The following is a 20792-nucleotide window of genomic DNA, read 5'->3' as shown; positions in this document are numbered from 1 at the left end:
ATGAATGCAATATTCGCATTCAAAAGTAATTGTTAATTTAAAAAATATTAAGAACAACCTTAATATCGTAAAAAAATTTTCTAAAAAAGATATTTGTCCTGTAATTAAAGCAAACGCTTATGGCCTTGGAGATATTCCCATAGCAAAATTTTTAGTCAGGAATAAATGTAAAGATTTTTGGGTTGCAAACATTATTGAGGCTTTAAAGATTAAAAAAAATATTTCTGATATTAACATTTATGTAGCTAATGGACTAAATAAGAATGAAGAAGAAATATTTTTTAAAAATAAATTTATACCTGTGCTCAATACGTATGAACAGTTTAAAAAATGGACAAGCTTTTTAAATAAAAAAAAATATTTTAAAAAATTAGCTATTCAAGTTGATACTGGAATGTGTAGATCTGGCATGCAAAGTGAAGACATTCTAAAAGTACTTAATGATCGATCTACACTTAAAAAATTTAAAGAAGTTTTAATAACAACTCACCTTGCAAGCGCTGATGAAAAAAAGAGCAAATATAATGCTGTTCAAAAAAATAAATTTTTGAAAATTAAATCAATGTTTCATTTTCAAAACTGTAAATTTAGTCTAGCTGCTTCGGGAGGAATATTTTTGGGGAAAGATTATCATTTTGATATAGTGAGACCTGGAATTGCCTTATATGGTGGAAAATTATTCTTTAACAAGAAACTAAAAAATGTAGTTTCTTTGATATCGCCAGTGATTCAAATTAATTCTTTAAAAAAAGGAGAAACAGCTGGCTATAACCAAACCTACAAAGCCAAAAAAGATACGGTTACAGCAACAATACCGCTTGGATACGCAGATGGTGTTAAAATCAAAATATCTAACATCGGTCATGTATTTTATAAAAATACTAAACTTCCTATGATAGGCAGAATCTCAATGGATTTAATGATTATTGATATTACTAAAGTTAAAAATAAAATAAAAATTGGTGATTATTTAGAGGTGTTTGGCAAAAATATATCTTTGGATGATTTTGCAAGAATATCTGATACTTCTCCTTACGACATTATTACCTCTATTTCCGATAGATGCGAAAAAGTTTACGTTAATTAAAAATGGAATTCATCAGCTCAATTTATAAAAAAATATTAGAACAACCTAAGCTAATACTTATTTTTTTATTAATTTTATTATCCATAGCTTTTTTCCAAAGTAAAAAATTTCAATTAGATGCCTCTGCTGATACTCTTTTAATAGAAAATGACCCAGATCTTAATTATTTAAGATCTGTTAATGAACGTTACGCTTCTGAAGATTTTTTTGTTGTCACCTACTCTCCCAAACAGCCACTTAATAAAAGTAATATTAAAGAATTTAAAAAATTTGTTGATGAAATTAATAATTTTAAATGGGTAAGTAAGACTATTAGTGTACTTAATAGTCCTCTCTTTGAAAGTTCCGATAAACCTTTAATAGAAAAAATTAAAGATATTGAATATATCACTAGTAAGGACGTTGATTTTAACAAAGCTCTTCGAGAGTTAAAAAATAGTCCAGTATATAAAAAATTAATTATTAATGACGACGCATCTGTTTTTGGAATAGTTGTTTATATTAAAGATAATCAAGAATATTTATCAGCTCTAAAGTTAAATAAAAACTTCTTAGACAAGAAGCAAAAAAATCAACTAACGACTGAAGATAAGATTCAAATCGAAAAACATTCAATTTATTTAGAGAAATTAAAAAAACAAAGAAATAAAGAATATGAAGATTACAATGCAGAAATAAGATCTCATATTGCAAATTACAAATCTAAAGCTGGCATAAATTTATCTGGCATACCGATGATCGTTGAGGATCTAATTAATTACGTTAAAAAAGATATCGTAATTTTTGGATCTGGAGTTTTTATATTTATGCTTATCACTCTTTGGATTATTTTCAGGGATATTAAATGGGTCATCTTTCCACTTTTAAGTTGCTTAGTATCTATTGCTCTCATGATCGGAACTCTTGGATATCTCAATTGGAAAGTGACAGTCATATCATCGAACTTTATTTCCATAATGTTAGTTCTTACTATGGAAATTAATATTCACTACATTCAAAGATATAAACAGTTTCAGAATCTATATCCGAAAAAAAAAGAAACTGAGCTTACTGAATTAACGGCAAACGGAATTTTTCAATCTATACTTTACGGTGTTTTCATTACTATCATAGGTTTCTTGTCGTTCATTTTTTGCGACATAAGACCTGTAATAGATTTTGGTTATATGATGAGTGTTGGTCTTATCATCTCAATGTTAGTTACTATGATTTTGTTGCCTACTTTAATAATTCAATTTAAACCAAAAATTACCAAGTTAGATAAGGTAAAAGATTCTAAATTTTTTAAAAATTTAGCTAATTTTGCAATTAACCAAAAATTATTAATTATATTTTCTTCAGCAGCAATATTGGTGGCTAGCTTTTACGGTTCTTCTAAAATTACCGTTGAAAATAGTTTTATAAATTATTTCAATAAAGACACTGAAATTTATAAAGGTATGAAACTAATTGACGAAAAATTAGGTGGCACAACACCTTTAGAAATTATTGTTAAATTTAAAGATAGCTCTTCTAAAAAAGATTCTAGTGATGACTTTTTTGAAACTTCTAGCTCAGATGAATTTAAAGATAGTTACTGGTTTACAAATTTTAGAACTGGAACAATCACAAATGTACATAAATATTTAGAAAGTTTACCTGAAATTGGCAAGGTTCTTTCTTTCTATTCAGTAATTCAGATGGGTGAAAAGATTAATGACAATAAAAAACTTGGTTCGTTGGAGATGGCCATTCTCTATAGTAAATTACCAGACGATATAAAAAAGAATATAGTTTCTCCTTATATTTCAATTGAAAATAATGAAGCGAGATTTTCAGTAAGAGTTGTGGATTCTAACCCGAACTTAAATAGAAAAGAGCTTTTAAAAAAAATACAAAAACACCTAGAAGAAAATCTTAAATTATCAAAAGACGATTTTAAAGTTACTGGTGTTTTTGTTTTATTTAATAACCAATTGCAAAGTTTATATAAATCTCAAATTCAAACATTGAGTTTCAGTTATTTTGGAATTCTTCTTGCCTTATTTATATTATTTAGATCTTGGAAATTAAGTTTAATTGCTTCGGCTCCTGACATGGTGGCTTCTATGTTAATATTAGGAAGTCTCGGTTTTTTAAAAATACCTTTAGATATGATGACAATAACTATTGCTACGATAGTGATGGGCATTGGAACAAGAGCAGGTATTTATTATATAAATCGTTTCAAATCAGAATTTGCTATCCACAAAGATTATAAAAAAACTATTATAGCTTGTCATGAAACTGTTGGCAGATCTATTGTGATAGCTGCACTTACAATTATATTTGGGTTTTCAATATTGGTGCTGTCTAATTTTAATCCAACGATCAATTTTGGTATTTTAATTGGAATTGCTATATTTGCTGCTTTAATTCTTTCTTTAACTATTATGCCTCTTCTTCTTTTAATAACTAAACCATTTAAGAATGGATAGTTTTCTAAATTTTTTTCAAACGGACAAATTAAACTTATTTGATATTATTGCTGCTATTATAGTTTTGCTTAACATCATCACCTCAACAAAAAGAGGTTTTGTATTAAGTCTAATTCATTTATTTAAGTGGGTAATTGCTTTTTTAATTGCAAAATTTTCTATTCCTTATTTTTTTCCCTACGTTAATAAAATAATAGAAAATGAATCCTCAGCAAAAACTTTTGCTGGGGTAATTGTGTTTTTATTAAGTTTATTCTTTTTGATAATCATAGGAAAAGTTATTGGAAGCTCTTTAAAATGGGATGGTTTGGGTGGCATTGATAAATTGTTCGGTTTTATATTTGGAGGGATTACGGGTTACTTTTATTGTGTTATAATTCTGAGTCTATCCAATTATATTTATACATATGATAAATGGACTATCGTTCTCAAAACTGGGTCTTCATATAATACCATTGAATACGGAAGAAAAATTTTTGATGAAAAGATTTTATTTAGCAGCGAATATACAGATGAAACAAAGAAAAAGTTAAGTAAATAAATTTTTATGAAACTAGATCTCAACGCTGATAAATTAAAAGAAGAGTGTGGAGTTTTTGGTATCTTCGATCATCCGGACGCCTCTGCTTTGGCTGCCTTAGGTCTTCATGCCTTACAACACAGAGGACAGGAATCATGCGGTATTGTTTCATATGATGGTAAAAATTATTTTTCGGAAAGAAGACTTGGTTTAGTTGGGGATAATTTTACAAAAGAAACGACAATACAAAAATTACCTGGCAATTTTGCAATAGGACATAATCGTTACTCAACTACAGGTGCTCCCGTACTAAGAAATGTGCAGCCATTTTTTGCAGATTTGTATACCGGGGGTATTAGTATTGCTCATAATGGAAATCTTACTAATTCAATTATATTAAGAGAAAAAATGATAAAAGATGGAGCTATATTTCAAACCACTTCTGATACCGAAACAATAGTGCAACTGATTGCACGTTCTAAACGATTAAAAACAATTGATAAAATTATAGATTCTTTGTTTCAAATACAGGGTGGGTACGCTCTTGTTATGCTTACAAACAAGAAGTTAATTGGTGTAAGAGATCCTTACGGTATAAGACCTTTAGTTCTTGGAAAATTAGAAAAATCTTATGTGCTTGCTTCTGAAACGTGTGCTTTAGATATAATCGGAGCAACTTTCGTACGTGAAATAGAAAATGGTGAAATCGTAGTCATTACAAGTGCAGGTGTGGAAAGTATTAAACCTTTTCCAAAAATAAAAGCCCGTCCTTGCATTTTTGAATATATTTATTTTGCAAGACCTGACAGTATTATGTCTGGAAAAAGTGTTTATGAATTTAGAAAAAATTTTGGAGAACAGCTAGCTAAAGAGACGTATATAGATTCCGATCTAGTATCAGCAGTACCTGATTCTGGTATTCCAGCTGCAATTGGCTATTCTGTTCAATCAAAAATCCCTTTTGAATTAGGCTTAATTAGAAATCATTATGTTGGCAGAACATTTATTGAGCCAACCCAGCAAATAAGGCAGTTAGGCGTCAAATTAAAACATAACCCTAATAGATCTCTAATTAAAAATAAAAGAATAATTTTAATAGATGATTCAATAGTAAGAGGAACTACTTCAAAAAAAATAGTTCAAATGATGTATGAAGCTGGAGCAAAAGAAGTTCATATGAGAATAGCTTGTCCTCCTATTCTATACCCAGACTATTACGGAATAGACACTCCTGATAAAGATCAACTTCTAGCTTCAAATATGTCTCTAGAAGAAATGACTAAATATATTGGTGTAAAAACCTTGGGTTTCCTATCAATAGACGGGATTTACATAGCTATGGGCTTCTCAAAACGTAACAATTTAGCCCCAGAATTTACTGATCATTACTTCACGGGCGATTACCCGGTAGTGCCTTTAGATCAAACAATAAGAGATAGAAAAGATAATCAATTGTCCTTGTTAAGTAATATTAGATAATCTTATTTTTTTCCTTTTAAACCAAAAGGATTCTCCGAACTAACAAATTTTAAAAAAATCTTAAATCCTTTTATATTGAATTTCTTAATTAAGCCTTTTGCTAAATACTTTTGATAATCTGAAGAAATCTTATTAACTTGATTGCCAAAAATTTTAAATATTATTGGTCTGCTACTTACTTGCTTAATATATTTTATTTTTGGGCGAAATCTTGAATATATAGGAATTTTATTTTTATCTATAAGTGCATTTAAAGCTGTATTTAATTCTTTGGTCTCAAAACTCTTTCTTAAACGATAATGAATATTTATAGCTTCATCAAATATTTTTTTAGGAAATTCTAATTTTAAAGAACAAATACTAATTGGATCAGCAATAGAAGCATCAGAAAATAAATTTTTAATATAATAAACATATTCATTTTTAATTTTTTTTAATTCATCTACTAAATCAATTTTATTGATTAAAAATATTAATCCTTTACCTTTATCTAATACCATTCTACAAATTTGCTTATCTGTTTTTGTAAACTCTTTATCAGCTTCAATCATAAATAAAACAATATCTGCCTGATAAATAGCTTTTAAACTTTCTTGAGTAATATACTGCTGTTCATCTGATTTTGATTTTCCTTTTCTTTTTAATCCTCCAGAATCTATAATCTTAAAAATTCGATTTTTATATGTAATGTCCTCAACAAATAAATCTTTTGTTGTTCCTGGTACTTCGCTAACTGGTGATAATTCTTTTTTTATTATTTTATTAAAAAAAGTAGATTTTCCGACATTAGGTTTGCCCACTATTGCAAGTGTAATTACTCCTGAAGACATGCTATTCATCATTTAACTAAAATTAACTCTGAAGAATGATTAAGAATTAATATATTGTTATCAACTATGATAGGACCTCTTGATAGTTCACTGTTAATTCTTTTATGCATAACGTATTTTCCATCTACTGCTGTTATTTTAAAAATATTTCCATTGGATGATGTTAAGTGTAAATTATTAGATGCTAATATTAACCCGTAATACTCAACTGGATCTTTAAGATCTTTAATAATTTTGTTTAAGTTTAAAGACCACAAAATGGTTCCGTTGTTTTTATTAAAAGCTACTACAAATCCATTTTCAGTTAAAACAAACAAATATTTCTCGTTAATAATATGATTTTGAACAGAGGATAATTTATATGACCACTTTATTTCACCTGTTTGAATATTAAGATTTAATAAATCACCACTATTAGAAGAAACATAAACATCCTTTTTATCAATTAAAATATTAGATATTTTAAAAACTAAATTAGTAGAGATATTATTTTGAGATAAAATATTTCTATTCCACAAAATAACTTGTTTCTCTAAATCGATTGCCGTTACATCTCCCACATCATTAGAAAAGAGTAGTTTGTTATCGTAAATAGAAATGCTACTTGATTTAGCTGGCTTTATTAACCCAGACAAAGATTCAAAACTCCATATTTTTTGACCATCCACAGGATCAAATGCATAAAGTCTACTGTTCTGATTTACTACGTACAGAACATTCTTGTAATAATTAAGATGAGAAGAAAATGGAATTCCATAATTTTGCTGCCACAACGTCTTTCCAGTTTCAGTATTAACTGAATAAACAAATCCTAAATTATCCGCAACATATAAAAATTCTCCATTTAAAAGCATGGTAATATTTTTAGGATAATTATTGTAAGAACTATCGTATATTTTTAATTCCCAAACAATCTTACGATTTACTAAATCAAATTTATATATTTTTCCTTTCTCATCTGCAAAGAAAATAAAGTTTTCAGAGACTACTAACGATCCATCATCATTATTTTTGTTAACATAATCTCCAATATCTTTTTTAAAAATGTCATCAAACTTTCCATCAAAAACAAAATGTTCATAAAAATTATTTGATGAAAAATGCTCATAGTTCCATTTTTTATTTAACTGAGGTTGATTAAATTGCAAGATACTTTTGGAATCTATTTCTTTATCAAATAAATTATTTGACTCAAAAACGTTTATTTTTTCACCTTGCTTTTTAAAAGTTTCAAGGTCAACTTTATTATCTTTATCAGATGAACATGAGTAAATAAAAAAGATAACAAATAATAAAATTAATCTCATTTAATTAAGGCCTTTACTTTTTTTTCTAATTCTTTTTTAAAAAGTTCAGGAATATTTTCTATTTTTAAAACTTGATTATAAATATCTTTAGCTTTATTTTTTTGTACTCTATCTAAATAAAAATCTCCAAGCATTTCTAGAGATAAAATCTTCCAAGGAGAATGTTTAAAATCACTAGGATTTAATAAATTAAAAAAATTATTCTCGTCTGACGATTCAAAAATAAGTATAGCTTTTTTTATTTTAAATAAATCTTTATCATTTCTGTCAATGTTTCCTGAAATAGCCTCATCTAGTAATGAAATCTGCTTATTTTTATCATTTTTAGACAATTCTAATAATTTTGATATTGCTAAAACTTTATAAATATTAATTTTTGAATTTTTTAAATCTTCTAATCTTTTTTTCGCTTCGTCATTCTTTTTTTCAGAAATAAGATTTAATATAAATACATATTCTTGTGTAGCTTTTTTAGCTCTGCTTTCAAATAAAATATTTTTTCCTACAAAAAAAAATATTATAAAAAAAAATAAAATTAAAAAAATAGTAATTTTATATTTGTATTTCTTAAATAAATTTAAAAATTTATTTTTTTTTAAATCATCATTAATTTCATTAATAATTTCATTCATAATATTTAGTATAAGTTTTTGGAATTTGGAAAATTATTAGTTTTTAAATCTTTTACAAATTTTCTTACACAAAGATCTATTCTAGATTTAAAATCATCGTATACTTTGACAAATCTAGCTGTTTTCTCAGAAAAACCTAAAATGTCCTCAGTAACTAGTACTTGCCCGTCGCACTTTTCTGAAGCTCCTATACCTATAGTAGGTATTTTAACAGCATTACAAATCTTATCAGCAAGTTTTTTAGGTACACACTCTATTACGATAGAAAAGGCTCCTGCCTGCTGTATTTTTATTGCATCATTTATAATCTGGTTAAAACTTAAATAATCTCTCCCTTGAACTCTGTAATCGGATTCCTTTTTTACACTTTGAGGTAGTAGACCAACATGGCCCATTACTGGAATATTATTTTTAACTAAATAATTTATAGTTTTATAAATTCTATCTCCGCCCTCAAGTTTAACGGCATCACATCTTGTTTCTTTCATAATTTTTTTTGCATTTAATAAGGCGATTTTTGGATTCTTTTCATATGTTCCTAAAGGCATATCAATAACTAATAAACTATTCTTGATAGATCTTTTGACTGCTTTTCCATGCATGATCATCATTTCTAGATTAACATCTCTAGTTGACTTCATGCCATGCAAAACCATTCCAACAGAATCTCCAACTAAAATTACATCGCAATATTTGTCCAATATTTTTGCAACTGGTGCTGTATAGGCAGTTAAGCAAATTAGTGGTTTCTTGAATTTTTTAAGTTTGATATTGTTTATACTTAACTTCTTCTTCATAAATTTTATTCCCACTCAATTGTAGCAGGTGGCTTGGAAGTGATATCATAAACAACTCTATTGATACCTTTTACATTATTAATAATTTTATTAGAAATTTCACCTAAGTCTTTATTTTTAAAGTGATAAAAGTCCGCGGTCATTCCATCCAGGGATGTTACTGCTCTCAAAGAACATACAAAATCATATGTCTTAAAATCACCCATGACACCTACTGTCTTAATAGGCAAAAGAACGGTAAAAGCTTGCCAAATTTTATTATAGAGATTTCTTTTTTTCAGCTCACTAATGAAAATATTATCAGCTTCTTGTAAAATTTTAATTTTAACTTTATCAATTTTCCCAGGAATTCTAATTGCTAACCCGGGACCTGGGAACGGATGTCTGAAAATAATTTCTTTAGATAATTTTAAATTAATTCCAATGTTTCTAACTTCATCTTTAAATAGTTCTCTAAATGGTTCAACTAAAGTAAATTTCATTTTTTTTGGAAGTCCCCCAACATTATGATGAGATTTTATTACTGATGATGGTCCTCCATGATGACTCTGACTTTCTATTACATCAGGATATAAAGTTCCTTGTGCTAAATATTTAATATTTTTAAATTTTTTTGATTCTTTTTCAAAGATTCTAATAAAAACTCTTCCTATAATCTTTCTTTTTGTTTCTGGGTCTGAAACATTATGCAATGCATTTAGAAAATCTTTAGATGCATCAACATAATTCAACTTAATTTTATAATTCTTTTTAAATACGTTAATAACTTCTAGCGCTTCATTTTTTCTTAACAATCCAGTGTTTATAAAAAAACAATGAAGTCTTTTTCCTATTGCTTTATATAATAAAGCAGCCAAAACACTGCTATCCACCCCACCTGATAATGCACATAGAACATTTTCATTTTTTACTTCTGATCTTATATTTTTAATTAAATAACTAATCTGATTTCTTGAATTCCAATTTTTTTTTAATTTACAAATATTAAATAAAAAATTCTTAAATAAAATAGAGCCTTTAATAGTGTGTATAACTTCCGGATGAAATTGAACTCCGTATATATTTTTTTTTAAATTTTGAATTATTGTATACTTATAATTATCGCTAGAAGCGATACCCTCAAAACCTTTTGGCAATTTTTTAACTACGTCTGTATGATTCATCCATACTTGTGTTGTGTTTTTTTTATCAAAAAAATTTTTTGTAAGTTCTGAAGGCTTATTCTTAAAAACATAACATCTTCCAAATTCACTTTTTTTCTGATTCTTAACAACTCCACCAAACTCTCTTGCTAATAACTGATGTCCATAACAAATACCTAATATAGGTTTGTTAAAAGCTAATATTTGTTTTGGAATTCCTAAATATAAATTTTTTGTAATAGATAAAGGACCACCAGATAAAATAATTCCTTTTAAATTATCTTCATTAGTTAAATTTTTAGTTTTATAACAACTAATAATCTCGCAGTAGACTCCTAATTCTCGTACTCTTCTTGCTATTAGTTGAGTGGTTTGCGATCCAAAATCTACAATAATTATTTTATTTAAACTGGAAATATCCTTCATTATTTTTTATCGACAATAATCATTTTCGATAAATCGCTTTTCTTTGAACATAAATCTTTACATACTTTCCCAAAAATTAAATTTGATTCTTGTGCTTTTTTAAAATCGCCTTCATCAACATTTAATAAAATTTTCAAATATAGTGCTTCTTCATTTTTTGGATTGATAACTAATACTGTATCTAAATAGTTTTTTTCCTGAACTTTATCTTTTTCAATTAAAGCTATTTTAGACAAGTATAAGTAAGACTTTTCATTTTTAATATTAAATACAATGTCTTTTTCAAAATAAAATTTTGCTTCCTTATAATTATTCAAATTAAAAAAATTTATACCCTGATTATAATAATCAGTATTTGCAGCTTTAACTGAAAAATCTAAACTTATAAAATATACTAATATTATAAATCGACTAATTTTTTTCATAATTAACTTTCAAAGGGATAATTAGGAGATTGCTTTGTAATTTGTATATCATGTACATGGCTTTCTTTTAACCCCGAGTTTGTAATTTTAACAAATTTTGCCCTACTTTTTAATTCAGAAATATTTTTTGCACCAATATAACCCATCGAAGCTTTTAGTCCTCCTATGAGCTGATGAATAACTGTTCTTACTGGACCTTTATAAGGCACTCTTCCTTCAATTCCCTCAGGTACTAATTTTAGTGAATCGCTAATCTCTTCTTGAAAATATCTATCAGCTGAACCTCTAGACATAGCTCCTATTGATCCCATTCCCCTATAAGATTTATAACTTCTGCCCTGATAATAAAAAACATCGCCTGGACTTTCTTCTGTGCCTGCAAACAAAGATCCTATCATAACAGCATCTGCTCCCGCTCCTATTGCTTTAGCAATATCTCCTGAATACCTAATTCCTCCATCGGCAATAATTTTAATTTTTTTATTTTTTACTGCTTTTGCAACATTGTATATCGCGGAAAACTGAGGAACTCCGACACCTGCAACAATTCTTGTTGTACAAATTGATCCTGGTCCTATTCCTACTTTGATAGCATCAGCACCATAATCAACTAAGGCCTTGGCTCCATCAGCAGTGGCAACATTGCCGGCAATTACTGAAGCTTTAATATTTTTTTTAATTTTTTCTAATGTTTTTAATACTGACAACGAATGACCATGAGCTGTATCTAGAACAATCGTATCAGCTCCAGCTTCTGACAACTTAATTGCCCTGTCTATGCCTTCATCACCAGCTCCCACTGCTGCAGCGACTATTAGTGATCCTTTTTTGTCTTTTGCTGCCTCCGGGTAAATTTGAGATTTCTGAATATCTTTTACAGTGATTAGTCCTTTGCATTTAAAGCTATTATCAACAATGATTAATTTTTCTATTTTGTTTTTAAATAAAATCTTTTTTGCCTCTGATAAAGTCGTACCTACTTTTGCTGTAATTAAATTTTTTGTCATTAATTCTCTAACTTTAATTTTTCTATCAGTCACAAATCTAACGTCTCTATTGGTTAAAATTCCAACTAGCTTATGACCTTTATTGACAACCAAGATTCCGGAAATTTTATTATTTTTCATTAATTCGGTTGCCTCAAATAGGCTGGCTTCCGAGTCTATTGTGATTGGATCAATTACCATTCCTGATTCAAATCTTTTAACCATTTTAATTTGGTTAACCTGATCTTCTATTTTCATATTTTTATGGATACATGCCATTCCTCCTGATTGAGCCACAGCAATAGCTAATTTATATTCAGATACGGTATCCATTGCCGAAGCAATAAGAGGTATTCCAAGGGTAATAGAAGATGTTATTTGTGTAGATACAATAGCTTCTTTAGGCAAAACACTAGACTGTCTTGGTTCTAGTAAGACATCATCGAAAGTTAAAGCTTCAGGGATTTCCATGTACAAAAATATTATATAAAAAAACTAAAGTCAAACTGTTTTTAGATTTTTGCATAATAAGTACATTTCTCTTGAATCTTTTCTGCTGGAATCTGGTTTTATTCTAATAATTTTTTCAAAAAAATCTTTAACTCCTTTAATTAATAAATCGTCATCTCTCCCAGTAAAAAATTTTAAAAGTAAAAAAGACTTATTCTTTAAAACATTTTTGGACAAACTAACGACCTCCAAAGCTAAGGAATTTGTTTTAAATGCATCTAGATCACGATTTCCAGTTGTGTTTACAGCCATATCAGAAAGAACCAAATCTACTTTAGAATTATTAAAAAAATCATCAGCAAATTTTAAGAAATCACTATCGTTAAAATCTTTTTTAAAGAAAGAAATATTATTTATTTTTTCCATTTGTAAAATATCAACAGACAAATTTTTTCCATTTTTATTAACTTTACTTATAACTTGTGACCATCCTCCAGGAGAACTTCCTAAATCTATTATATTTAAATTATTTTTTAAAAAACTAAATTTTTTATTAATATCTATCAATTTAAATGCAGATCTTGATCTATAGCCTTCTTTTTTTGCTAGCCTTGCATATGGATCTGAGGACTGTCTAGAAATCCAATTTTTAGAACTTGCTCTTAAATTTTTGTTTTTAAACTTTTCCAAAATTAATTAATAAACCTAATATTCTTCTTAACAGTTTGATTGTCCAAGGTTTTAACCTCTATTAAATTATTCTTATCAAATCTATATTTATCAGCTGTCTTTCCAGCTAAATGAATAATACCAATTTTATGATTTGGAAGATAAGGTTCTACAAAGGTAGAATTGTTTTGATCGTATTTTAAATTATCTATTAAAAACCAATTGCAATACGCTGGCAGAATTTCAACTTTCATATTATCACAATAAATTGTTATGTTCATTGCGATTTGCTCTGAACCAAAAATTCTTCCTTTTTTTAAAGCTTCCTGTAAATTTTTTTGCCAAACTTCCCAATGTAGTGAATCTTTTTCTAAACAGAAAACACCAATATTTAAATGGGGTTTCAATGCAACTTCTCTAGCTATTTTATTTGAAAATCCAGAACTCTTAGCATGTTTATAATTTTGCGATCTAATAAAAGCAATATTAGAAAAAATCCAGTCAGCTTTTAAAACTCTACCGTAAGATCTATCTGCTGAAGATGAAATTGAAAGGGTATTGTTGTCACTACCTTTAAAATACATTTCTAAACAACTCCAATCATTTACCCACGCATCTGCGTCTATCCATAAATATTTTTCAAAACCTGGAAAATAATCTGGTAAAAACGCTCTAGACACCTGACTCTTTAACCATTCTCTACCACGTACTTTATATTCCGGAACTTGAATATCCCATTTTGCTTTAACAATTTTATATACCTTATTTTCTAAAATTTTTATTTGATAGGTTTCAAGTCCAGCATCCAAAATACATACTTTTACTTCTTTGCTTTCTTTAAATCTTAAAATTGAATCAACTAATTCATTTAATAATTCAAAATATTTAGAATCGGCTAGAGATACTATTGCTCTATTGTTCATATAAAATCTTCAGAAATAAGGCTTTTAGTCTCTTTTGAAGATCTTTTTTTTATAGTTTTAAAATGAATAAAGCTAACTGGAATAAGAAATATATAAAAGGCCCCTGTTATTAAGAGCGTATTAAATGCGTAGTTTATTAAAAAACCAAAATAAGCTGAAATTAATAATAACAAAAATATTAAAAATGGTCTTCCCACTTTAATTCCCTTTAAAGAATATGTTGGAATTTTACTAATCATTAAAAATGTTGAGGCTATTATAAAAATTATAGCTAATTTTTTATAACTATAGTTAGAATTAAAATCACTTAATGACAAAATTAAAGGTAACAATAAGATTCCAGCTCCCGCAGGGGATGGAACTCCTGTAAAAAATTTTTCTTTCCATTTTTCATTCTTGTTTTCTATATTTAAATTGAATCTAGCTAACCTTAAACAGCAGGCCACCGAATGGAATAAAACTAATAACCAACCAATATTTCCTAAATCTTTTAACACCCAAATATAAACAGTAATTGCAGGGGCCACTCCAAAATTAATAAAATCAATCAAAGAATCTAGTTCAGCTCCAAATTTAGAAGTTCCTTTTATCAATCTTGCAATTCTTCCATCTATTGTATCAATAATTGAAGCTATTGTGATTGCTATTACAGCATACTCAAATTGGGAGTTTAAAGAAAATTTAATTGAACTAAGTCCAATGCACAAACCTAGGATGCTAATAACACTTGGGACTACATATCTTGGATGAATCATTTTAAAAAAAATATAGCTTAAATTTTTGCAAGCAAGCTTTCTCCCGCAACCACTGTCTGACCTTCTCTCACTAATAACTTATAGTCATTGTCAAAATACAAATCTACTCTGCTTCCAAATCTTATTATCCCAATTCTATCTCCCTGATTTAAATTCTGCCCCTGTTTAACTTCACATATAATTCTCCTAGCAACCAAACCTGCTATTTGAACAATTGCAAAATTTTTTCCTGAATTATTAGAATACTTTATTAAATTTCTTTCGTTGTCTTCGCTGGCTTTATCTAAAGAAGCATCAATAAATTTTCCTGGTTTATAAAATATTTCATCTATTTTTCCAGAAACAGGCACTCTGTTAACGTGACAATTAAAAACGTTCATGAAAACACTTACTCTTTGGTATTCATTATTTTCCATGTTTAATTCTTTTGGTCCTCTAACTGTGGAAATTAAACTAACAATTCCATCTGCTGGACTAACTAAATAGCTATCGTCGTTAATTGGGTATCTCTCAGGATCTCTAAAAAAATAATACACCCATACTGTAAGCACAAATCCTGCAACGCCCAAAGCTTTATTAATTAACATTAGCAGCATGGTAATTATTACAGCTATAGCTAACATTCTGTAACCTTCTCTATGCAGTGGTGGAAAAATAATATCTAACATAATTATTTAATTAGTTAAAAACATACTATATAAAAATATTTTTTATTAATATCAAAAAAAACTATGTCAAAAATTAAAGTCAAAAATCCTGTTGTTGAGCTTGATGGCGACGAAATGACAAGGATAATTTGGGATTTTATCAAACAAAAACTTATTCTTCCCTACCTTGATATAGATTTAAAATATTTTGATTTAGGCATGGAAAGCCGTGACAAAACTAACGATCAAATTACAATTGATTCTGCTAATGCTATCAAAAAATATGGTGTTGGCGTTAAGTGTGCGACAATCACTCCCGATGAAGCTCGAGTTAAAGAATTTAACCTTAAACAAATGTGGAAATCTCCAAACGGTACTATCAGAAACATATTAGGTGGGACTATATTTAGAGAACCAATAATTTGTAAGAATATTCCAAAACTAGTCCCTTCCTGGACTGATCCTATCGTTATTGGAAGACACTCATTTGGAGATCAATATAAAGCTACTGACTTTAAAATCCCTGGTAAAGGAAAACTTAAAATTCAATGGACTTCAGAAGACGGTCAGCAAAAAATTGAACATGAAGTATTTGATTTTAAAAGTCCAGGGGTTGCGCTTGCAATGTATAACCTTGATGACTCTATAAGAGATTTTGCAAGAGCGTGTATGAATTATGGAATTTTAAGAAAATGGCCTGTTTACTTATCTACAAAAAACACAATTCTTAAAGCTTACGACGGTAGATTTAAAGATTTGTTTCAAGAAATTTTTAAAAAAGAATTTAAGAATAAATTTAATGAAATAGGAATTACTTACGAGCATCGATTAATAGATGATATGGTTGCTTGTGCTATGAAGTGGAGCGGAAAATATGTTTGGGCTTGCAAAAACTATGACGGTGACGTCCAGTCAGATACAGTTGCTCAAGGATTTGGATCTTTGGGACTAATGACTAGCGTACTAATGACGCCAGATGGAAAAACTGTTGAAGCGGAAGCCGCTCACGGAACTGTAACAAGACATTACCGAGAGCATCAAAAAGGAAAGCAAACCTCTACTAATCCTATCGCATCAATATTTGCATGGACTAGAGGTTTGGCTCATAGAGGAAAATTAGATGGTAATGATGAACTAATAAAATTTTCTAATACTTTAGAAAAAGTATGTGTCACGAGTGTAGAAAAAGGTTACATGACAAAAGATTTATCTATTTTAATTAATAAAGATGCCAAATATCAAACTACGACTGATTTCTTGGAAACTATAAATTCCAACCTTAAAAAAGAGTTAAATTAATTAATTTTTTTTAAAATTTCTTCAAAAGAAAATTCGATTTTAGAGCTATTTGATCCACCGCTTGCTTGAGCAAAATCTTTTCTTCCGCCGCCGCCTTTTCCTCCTAAAATTATTCCAATTTCTTTAGCTATTTTAGAAGCATCATATTCATTAATTAAATCATTAGTAATTCCAACCGCAATAGTGACTTTTTCTTCATTCAAGCAATATAAAATAATCATTTTTTTATTTAGTTGTTTCTTTTGCTCTTCAATAAAGTTCTGAATTCTTTTGACTGGATAATCTGTTAATTTTTGAAATCTAATACTAATTTTATTATGATTAACATCCTTCGTTACGTTTTTATTCTTATCTGATAAGATTTGTTTAATTTCTAAATCTTCTAAAACTTTCTTTAAAAGACCAGTTCTGGTTAAAGGCTCACTTTCTTTAATTTCATTAATACTTCCTCCTAAATCTTTTATTCGTTTTTCTAACTCATTTACTTGTTTTATTTTGCTTTGATTAACCTCTTGTTGTTCGCGGCCTTTATTTTTTAAATATTCATTTAATTGAAGGTCTCTTAAAGCTTCCACTCTTCTTATTCCTGCTGCCACAGGAGATTGGCCGATGACTGAGAATTCTCCTATCTCAGAGGTATTTCTTACATGGGTTCCTCCGCATAATTCTATGGAAAAAGGCTTATTACCATCAATACCCATTGTTAATACCCTTACTTCTTCTCCATATTTCTCACCAAACAATGCCAGTGCTCCTTCTGCCACAGCAGCTTTTGGTGTCATAAGTCGTGTCTGCACGTCTGACTTCTGTTCAACAATTTTTTTTACACATTCATTAATTTTATAAATTTCTTCATCTGAAATAGGTTTGTTGTGACTAAAATCAAATCTCAACCTATCTGGTCCAACATATGAACCCTTTTGTGCAACATGGCTACCTAGCGTTCTTCTTAAAGCCTCATGAAGCAAATGCGTTGCTGAGTGGTAAGCTCTTATATTCTGTCTTTTGGCTACATCAATTTTAAGATCAGCCTGATCCCCCTTTTTAACTTCTCCTGAAACAACTTTTCCATAATGAATATAAAAATCGCCAAACATTTTTTTTGTATCCGTTACTTCAAATTTAAAATTATTATTATAAATATAACCTTTGTCACCTACCTGACCTCCAGACTCTCCATAAAATGTTGTTTGATTTAAAATGATTGCTACTTCAGAATTTTCTTTTGAATTGTTAACTTCTTTTTCATTATCAACTATTGATAAAATAACTCCTTGAGAAGTGTCTGAATTGTATCCTAAAAACTCAGTTGAGCCATATTTTTCTTTAAGTTCAAACCATATTTTTGATGTTTTGTCAGATCCAGACCCTTTCCATGACGCTCGTGCAATTTTCTTACTTACTAACATTAAATTATTAAATTGATCTTCATCAACTGAAATTTTTTTATCTTTTAAAAAATCCTGCGTAAGATCTAATGGAAATCCATATGTATCATATAATTTAAAAGCAACTTCTCCTGAAAGTTTTTTATTTTTTATACCAGTAATCTCTGTATTTAAAATTTTCATTCCAGTTTTAAGCATTAAAGAAAATCTTTCTTCTTCTAATTTTAAATTTTCAGTTATTAAAGAATTTGCTCTTTTGAGTTCTGGATATTCAGAGCTCATTTCTGAAACAAGTGTTGGTAATATTTTATAAAGAATTGGTAAGTCAGAACCTAAAGTAAAAGCATGCCTCATAGCTCTACGCATTATTCTTCTTAGGACGTAACCTCTGCCCTCATTTGAAGGTAATACTCCATCTGCTATTAAAAAAGCAGTTGCTCTAAGATGGTCTGCAATAACTCTATAGCTGGGTATATTTTTTTTTGAAATTTTTACGTTAATAAAATTTTCTGCAGATTTAATTATGTTTCTAAATAAATCTATTTGATAATTATCATAGGTGCCCTGTAGGACTGCTGCAATTCTTTCTAGGCCCATTCCTGTGTCTACTGAAGGTTTAGGTAAATTTATTCTTTTATCTTTAGAAACTTGTTCAAATTGCATGAAAACTAAATTCCAAATTTCTACAAATCTATTCCCGTCTTGATCTATTGAGCCAGGAGGGCCGCCTTTAATATGATCTCCGTGGTCGTAAAATATTTCCGAACAAGGTCCACAAGGTCCAGTGTCGCCCATAGACCAAAAATTATCATTTGTTTTAATTCTTATAATTTTACTGTCATGCAAACCTGATATTTTTTTCCAAAGATTGAACGCCTCATCATCCTCATGAAAAACTGTTACTGTTATCTTGTCTTTTGATATTCCGTATTCTTTAGTAATTAATTCCCAGGCATATTGTATTGCCGATTCTTTAAAATAATCTCCAAAAGAAAAATTTCCTAGCATCTCAAAAAAAGTATGATGCCTTGGTGTATAACCAACGTTTTCTAAATCATTATGTTTTCCTCCCGCTCTTACGCATTTTTGTGAGGTAGTTGCTCTATTAAAGGGTAGCTTTTCTAAACCAGTAAAAACATTTTTAAATTGAACCATTCCAGAATTGGTAAACATTAATGTTGGATCATTTTGAGGAACCAGAGGGCTAGAATCTAAAACCTGATGTGAGTTTTTTAAAAAGAATTCCTTAAATGCACTTCTGCATTCAGTTAGTGTTTTTGTACCCATTACTTATAGATACAACTTTTTTTATATATGTCTAGAATGGTAAAGGCGCCTTTAAAGGCGCCTTAAATTAACGTATTGGGAATATTATAATTTATTAAGCTTACTTTTCTTCAGGAGTATTAACTTCTTTTTCTTCTTCTACTGAATGGTCGCTTAATTTTTCTGAAATTATTTTAGCATTTGTTCTAACTGCCATTTCAATTTCAGCTGCAATTTTTGGATTTAGCTTAAGGTATTGTCTAGCATTATCTCTACCTTGACCTATTTTTTCGCCTTTGTAAGCATACCAGGCACCTGATTTTTCAATAATATTTGCCTTGGCAGCAAGATCAACAAGCTCGCCCATTTTGCTAATGCCTTCTCCATACATAATATCAAACTCAACAACTTTGAATGGAGGTGCTACTTTATTTTTTACAACTTTTACTCTTGTTTGATTTCCTATTATCTCTTCTTTGTCTTTAATAGCTCCTATTCTTCTAATGTCCAATCTAACAGATGAATAAAATTTAAGAGCATTTCCTCCGGCTGTAGTTTCCGGGCTACCAAACATAACTCCTATTTTCATTCTTATTTGATTTATAAAAATAATCATGGTGTTTGTTTTAGAAACTGATCCGGTTAATTTTCTTAAAGCCTGACTCATTAGTCTTGCTTGTAAACCCATATGATGATCTCCCATTTCGCCTTCTAACTCTGCTCTTGGGGTTAAAGCTGCTACAGAATCCACAACTAAAACAGATATAGATCCAGATCTTACTAAAGTATCAGCAATCTCAAGTGCTTGCTCCCCTGTATCAGGTTGTGAGATTAGTAATTCAGTTGTATTAACTCCTAATTTTTTTGCATAAACAGGATCAAGAGCATGTTCGGCATCAATAAATGCACAAATTCCACCCTTTTTTTGTGCTTCTGCGATAACTTGTAATGACAGTGTTGTTTTGCCAGATGACTCTGGCCCGTAAATTTCTATAATTCTACTTTTTGGGAGACCTCCAATACCAAGTGCAAGATCTAACCCTAAAGATCCCGTCGATATAGACTCTATATCAAGAACTCGGGACTGCCCTAATCTCATTACAGAACCTTTTCCGTAATTTTGATCTATTTGACTTATTGCAGCATCTAATGCTTTTTGCTTTTCTTTTTTATCTTCAGTTTTTTCTGTATTAACAACTTTAAGAGTATTTTTTGTCATTTTATTCCTTTTTAATTAGTTTTTTTTATAACGACTCAATAAAACCAATGTACACATTTTGTTCTTTTATTCAATTATATTGATAAGTA

General features: G+C 29.0%; 18 protein-coding genes. 5 read left to right on the top strand and 13 right to left on the bottom strand.

What is annotated here, in order from left to right:
- Nucleotides 1-4 precede the first annotated feature (4 nt).
- Genes alr through purF form a run of 4 tightly spaced genes read left to right on the top strand, consistent with a single transcriptional unit; the run spans nucleotide 5 to nucleotide 5542 of the window.
- The gene (gene alr / locus AC8IG9_RS03155) at nucleotides 5-1087 is read left to right on the top strand and encodes an alanine racemase (RefSeq protein ID WP_507425371.1); all 1083 of its coding nucleotides are present in this window, start codon (nucleotides 5-7) and stop codon (nucleotides 1085-1087) included.
- 2 nt (nucleotides 1088-1089) lie between these two features.
- Entirely contained in the window at nucleotides 1090-3543 is a 2454-nt protein-coding gene (locus AC8IG9_RS03150) for an efflux RND transporter permease subunit (protein WP_507425370.1), read from the top strand.
- Nucleotides 3536-4084 (top strand): CvpA family protein, encoded by a 549-nt coding sequence (locus AC8IG9_RS03145; RefSeq protein WP_507425369.1) that lies wholly within the window; start codon nucleotides 3536-3538, stop codon nucleotides 4082-4084. The genes AC8IG9_RS03150 and AC8IG9_RS03145 overlap by 8 nt, the downstream gene beginning before the upstream one ends.
- Nucleotides 4085-4090: 6 nt before the next feature.
- On the top strand, nucleotides 4091-5542 hold the full coding sequence (purF, locus tag AC8IG9_RS03140; RefSeq protein WP_507425368.1) for an amidophosphoribosyltransferase: 1452 nt from the start codon (nucleotides 4091-4093) through the stop codon (nucleotides 5540-5542).
- A 2-nt stretch (nucleotides 5543-5544) separates the two neighbouring features.
- On the opposite strand, the gene AC8IG9_RS03135 is transcribed toward purF, so the two are convergent.
- From AC8IG9_RS03135 to AC8IG9_RS03085, 11 genes are read right to left on the bottom strand one after another with little or no spacing between them, the layout of a single operon-like run.
- Nucleotides 5545-6372, bottom strand: coding sequence for a GTPase (locus tag AC8IG9_RS03135; RefSeq protein WP_507425367.1), 828 nt, complete (start codon nucleotides 6370-6372; stop codon nucleotides 5545-5547).
- Nucleotides 6373-6380: 8 nt separating this feature from the next.
- Nucleotides 6381-7679: an outer membrane protein assembly factor BamB family protein gene (locus tag AC8IG9_RS03130; protein WP_507425366.1), complete on the bottom strand. Its 1299-nt coding sequence runs from the start codon at nucleotides 7677-7679 to the stop codon at nucleotides 6381-6383.
- On the bottom strand, nucleotides 7676-8311 hold the full coding sequence (locus AC8IG9_RS03125; RefSeq protein WP_507425365.1) for a tetratricopeptide repeat protein: 636 nt from the start codon (nucleotides 8309-8311) through the stop codon (nucleotides 7676-7678). Before AC8IG9_RS03125 ends, AC8IG9_RS03130 begins: the two co-directional genes overlap by 4 nt.
- Before the next feature lie 5 nt (nucleotides 8312-8316).
- On the bottom strand, nucleotides 8317-9123 hold the full coding sequence (panB, locus tag AC8IG9_RS03120) for a 3-methyl-2-oxobutanoate hydroxymethyltransferase (protein WP_507425364.1): 807 nt from the start codon (nucleotides 9121-9123) through the stop codon (nucleotides 8317-8319).
- A complete protein-coding gene (guaA, locus tag AC8IG9_RS03115; protein ID WP_507425363.1) occupies nucleotides 9114-10676 on the bottom strand; it encodes a glutamine-hydrolyzing GMP synthase in 1563 nt (520 codons plus the stop codon). Before guaA ends, panB begins: the two co-directional genes overlap by 10 nt.
- Nucleotides 10676-11101, bottom strand: a complete 426-nt coding sequence (locus AC8IG9_RS03110; protein ID WP_507425362.1) for a tetratricopeptide repeat protein — start codon at nucleotides 11099-11101, stop codon at nucleotides 10676-10678. Before AC8IG9_RS03110 ends, guaA begins: the two co-directional genes overlap by 1 nt.
- Nucleotides 11102-11103: 2 nt before the next feature.
- Nucleotides 11104-12558, bottom strand: coding sequence for an IMP dehydrogenase (gene guaB, locus AC8IG9_RS03105; RefSeq protein ID WP_507425361.1), 1455 nt, complete (start codon nucleotides 12556-12558; stop codon nucleotides 11104-11106).
- 30 nt (nucleotides 12559-12588) lie between these two features.
- Nucleotides 12589-13227 carry an RlmE family RNA methyltransferase gene (locus AC8IG9_RS03100; protein WP_507425360.1) on the bottom strand — a complete coding sequence of 213 codons (639 nt, stop codon included), beginning with the start codon at nucleotides 13225-13227 and terminating at the stop codon, nucleotides 12589-12591.
- Between the two features lie 2 nt (nucleotides 13228-13229).
- Nucleotides 13230-14129 (bottom strand): glycosyltransferase, encoded by a 900-nt coding sequence (locus AC8IG9_RS03095; RefSeq protein WP_507425359.1) that lies wholly within the window; start codon nucleotides 14127-14129, stop codon nucleotides 13230-13232.
- The gene (pssA, locus tag AC8IG9_RS03090; RefSeq protein ID WP_507425358.1) at nucleotides 14126-14884 is read right to left on the bottom strand and encodes a CDP-diacylglycerol--serine O-phosphatidyltransferase; all 759 of its coding nucleotides are present in this window, start codon (nucleotides 14882-14884) and stop codon (nucleotides 14126-14128) included. The genes AC8IG9_RS03095 and pssA overlap by 4 nt, the downstream gene beginning before the upstream one ends.
- A gap of 17 nt (nucleotides 14885-14901) precedes the next feature.
- The gene (locus AC8IG9_RS03085) at nucleotides 14902-15552 is read right to left on the bottom strand and encodes a phosphatidylserine decarboxylase (protein ID WP_507425357.1); all 651 of its coding nucleotides are present in this window, start codon (nucleotides 15550-15552) and stop codon (nucleotides 14902-14904) included.
- Nucleotides 15553-15615: 63 nt separating this feature from the next.
- Here AC8IG9_RS03085 and AC8IG9_RS03080 point away from each other — a divergent pair, with 63 nt between their 5' ends.
- Nucleotides 15616-16830, top strand: a complete 1215-nt coding sequence (locus AC8IG9_RS03080) for an NADP-dependent isocitrate dehydrogenase (protein WP_507425356.1) — start codon at nucleotides 15616-15618, stop codon at nucleotides 16828-16830.
- On the opposite strand, the gene alaS is transcribed toward AC8IG9_RS03080, so the two are convergent.
- Nucleotides 16827-19505 (bottom strand): alanine--tRNA ligase, encoded by a 2679-nt coding sequence (alaS, locus tag AC8IG9_RS03075; protein ID WP_507425355.1) that lies wholly within the window; start codon nucleotides 19503-19505, stop codon nucleotides 16827-16829. The genes AC8IG9_RS03080 and alaS overlap by 4 nt on opposite strands.
- Nucleotides 19506-19605: 100 nt before the next feature.
- Nucleotides 19606-20703 carry a recombinase RecA gene (gene recA / locus AC8IG9_RS03070; protein ID WP_507425354.1) on the bottom strand — a complete coding sequence of 366 codons (1098 nt, stop codon included), beginning with the start codon at nucleotides 20701-20703 and terminating at the stop codon, nucleotides 19606-19608.
- Nucleotides 20704-20792: the final 89 nt, after the last annotated feature.

Source organism: Candidatus Allofontibacter sp. (assembly GCF_040404065.1).
In the GTDB taxonomy this organism is placed as follows: Bacteria; Pseudomonadota; Alphaproteobacteria; order Pelagibacterales; family Pelagibacteraceae; genus Fontibacterium.
This window is presented reverse-complemented; position numbering and strand designations above follow the sequence as displayed.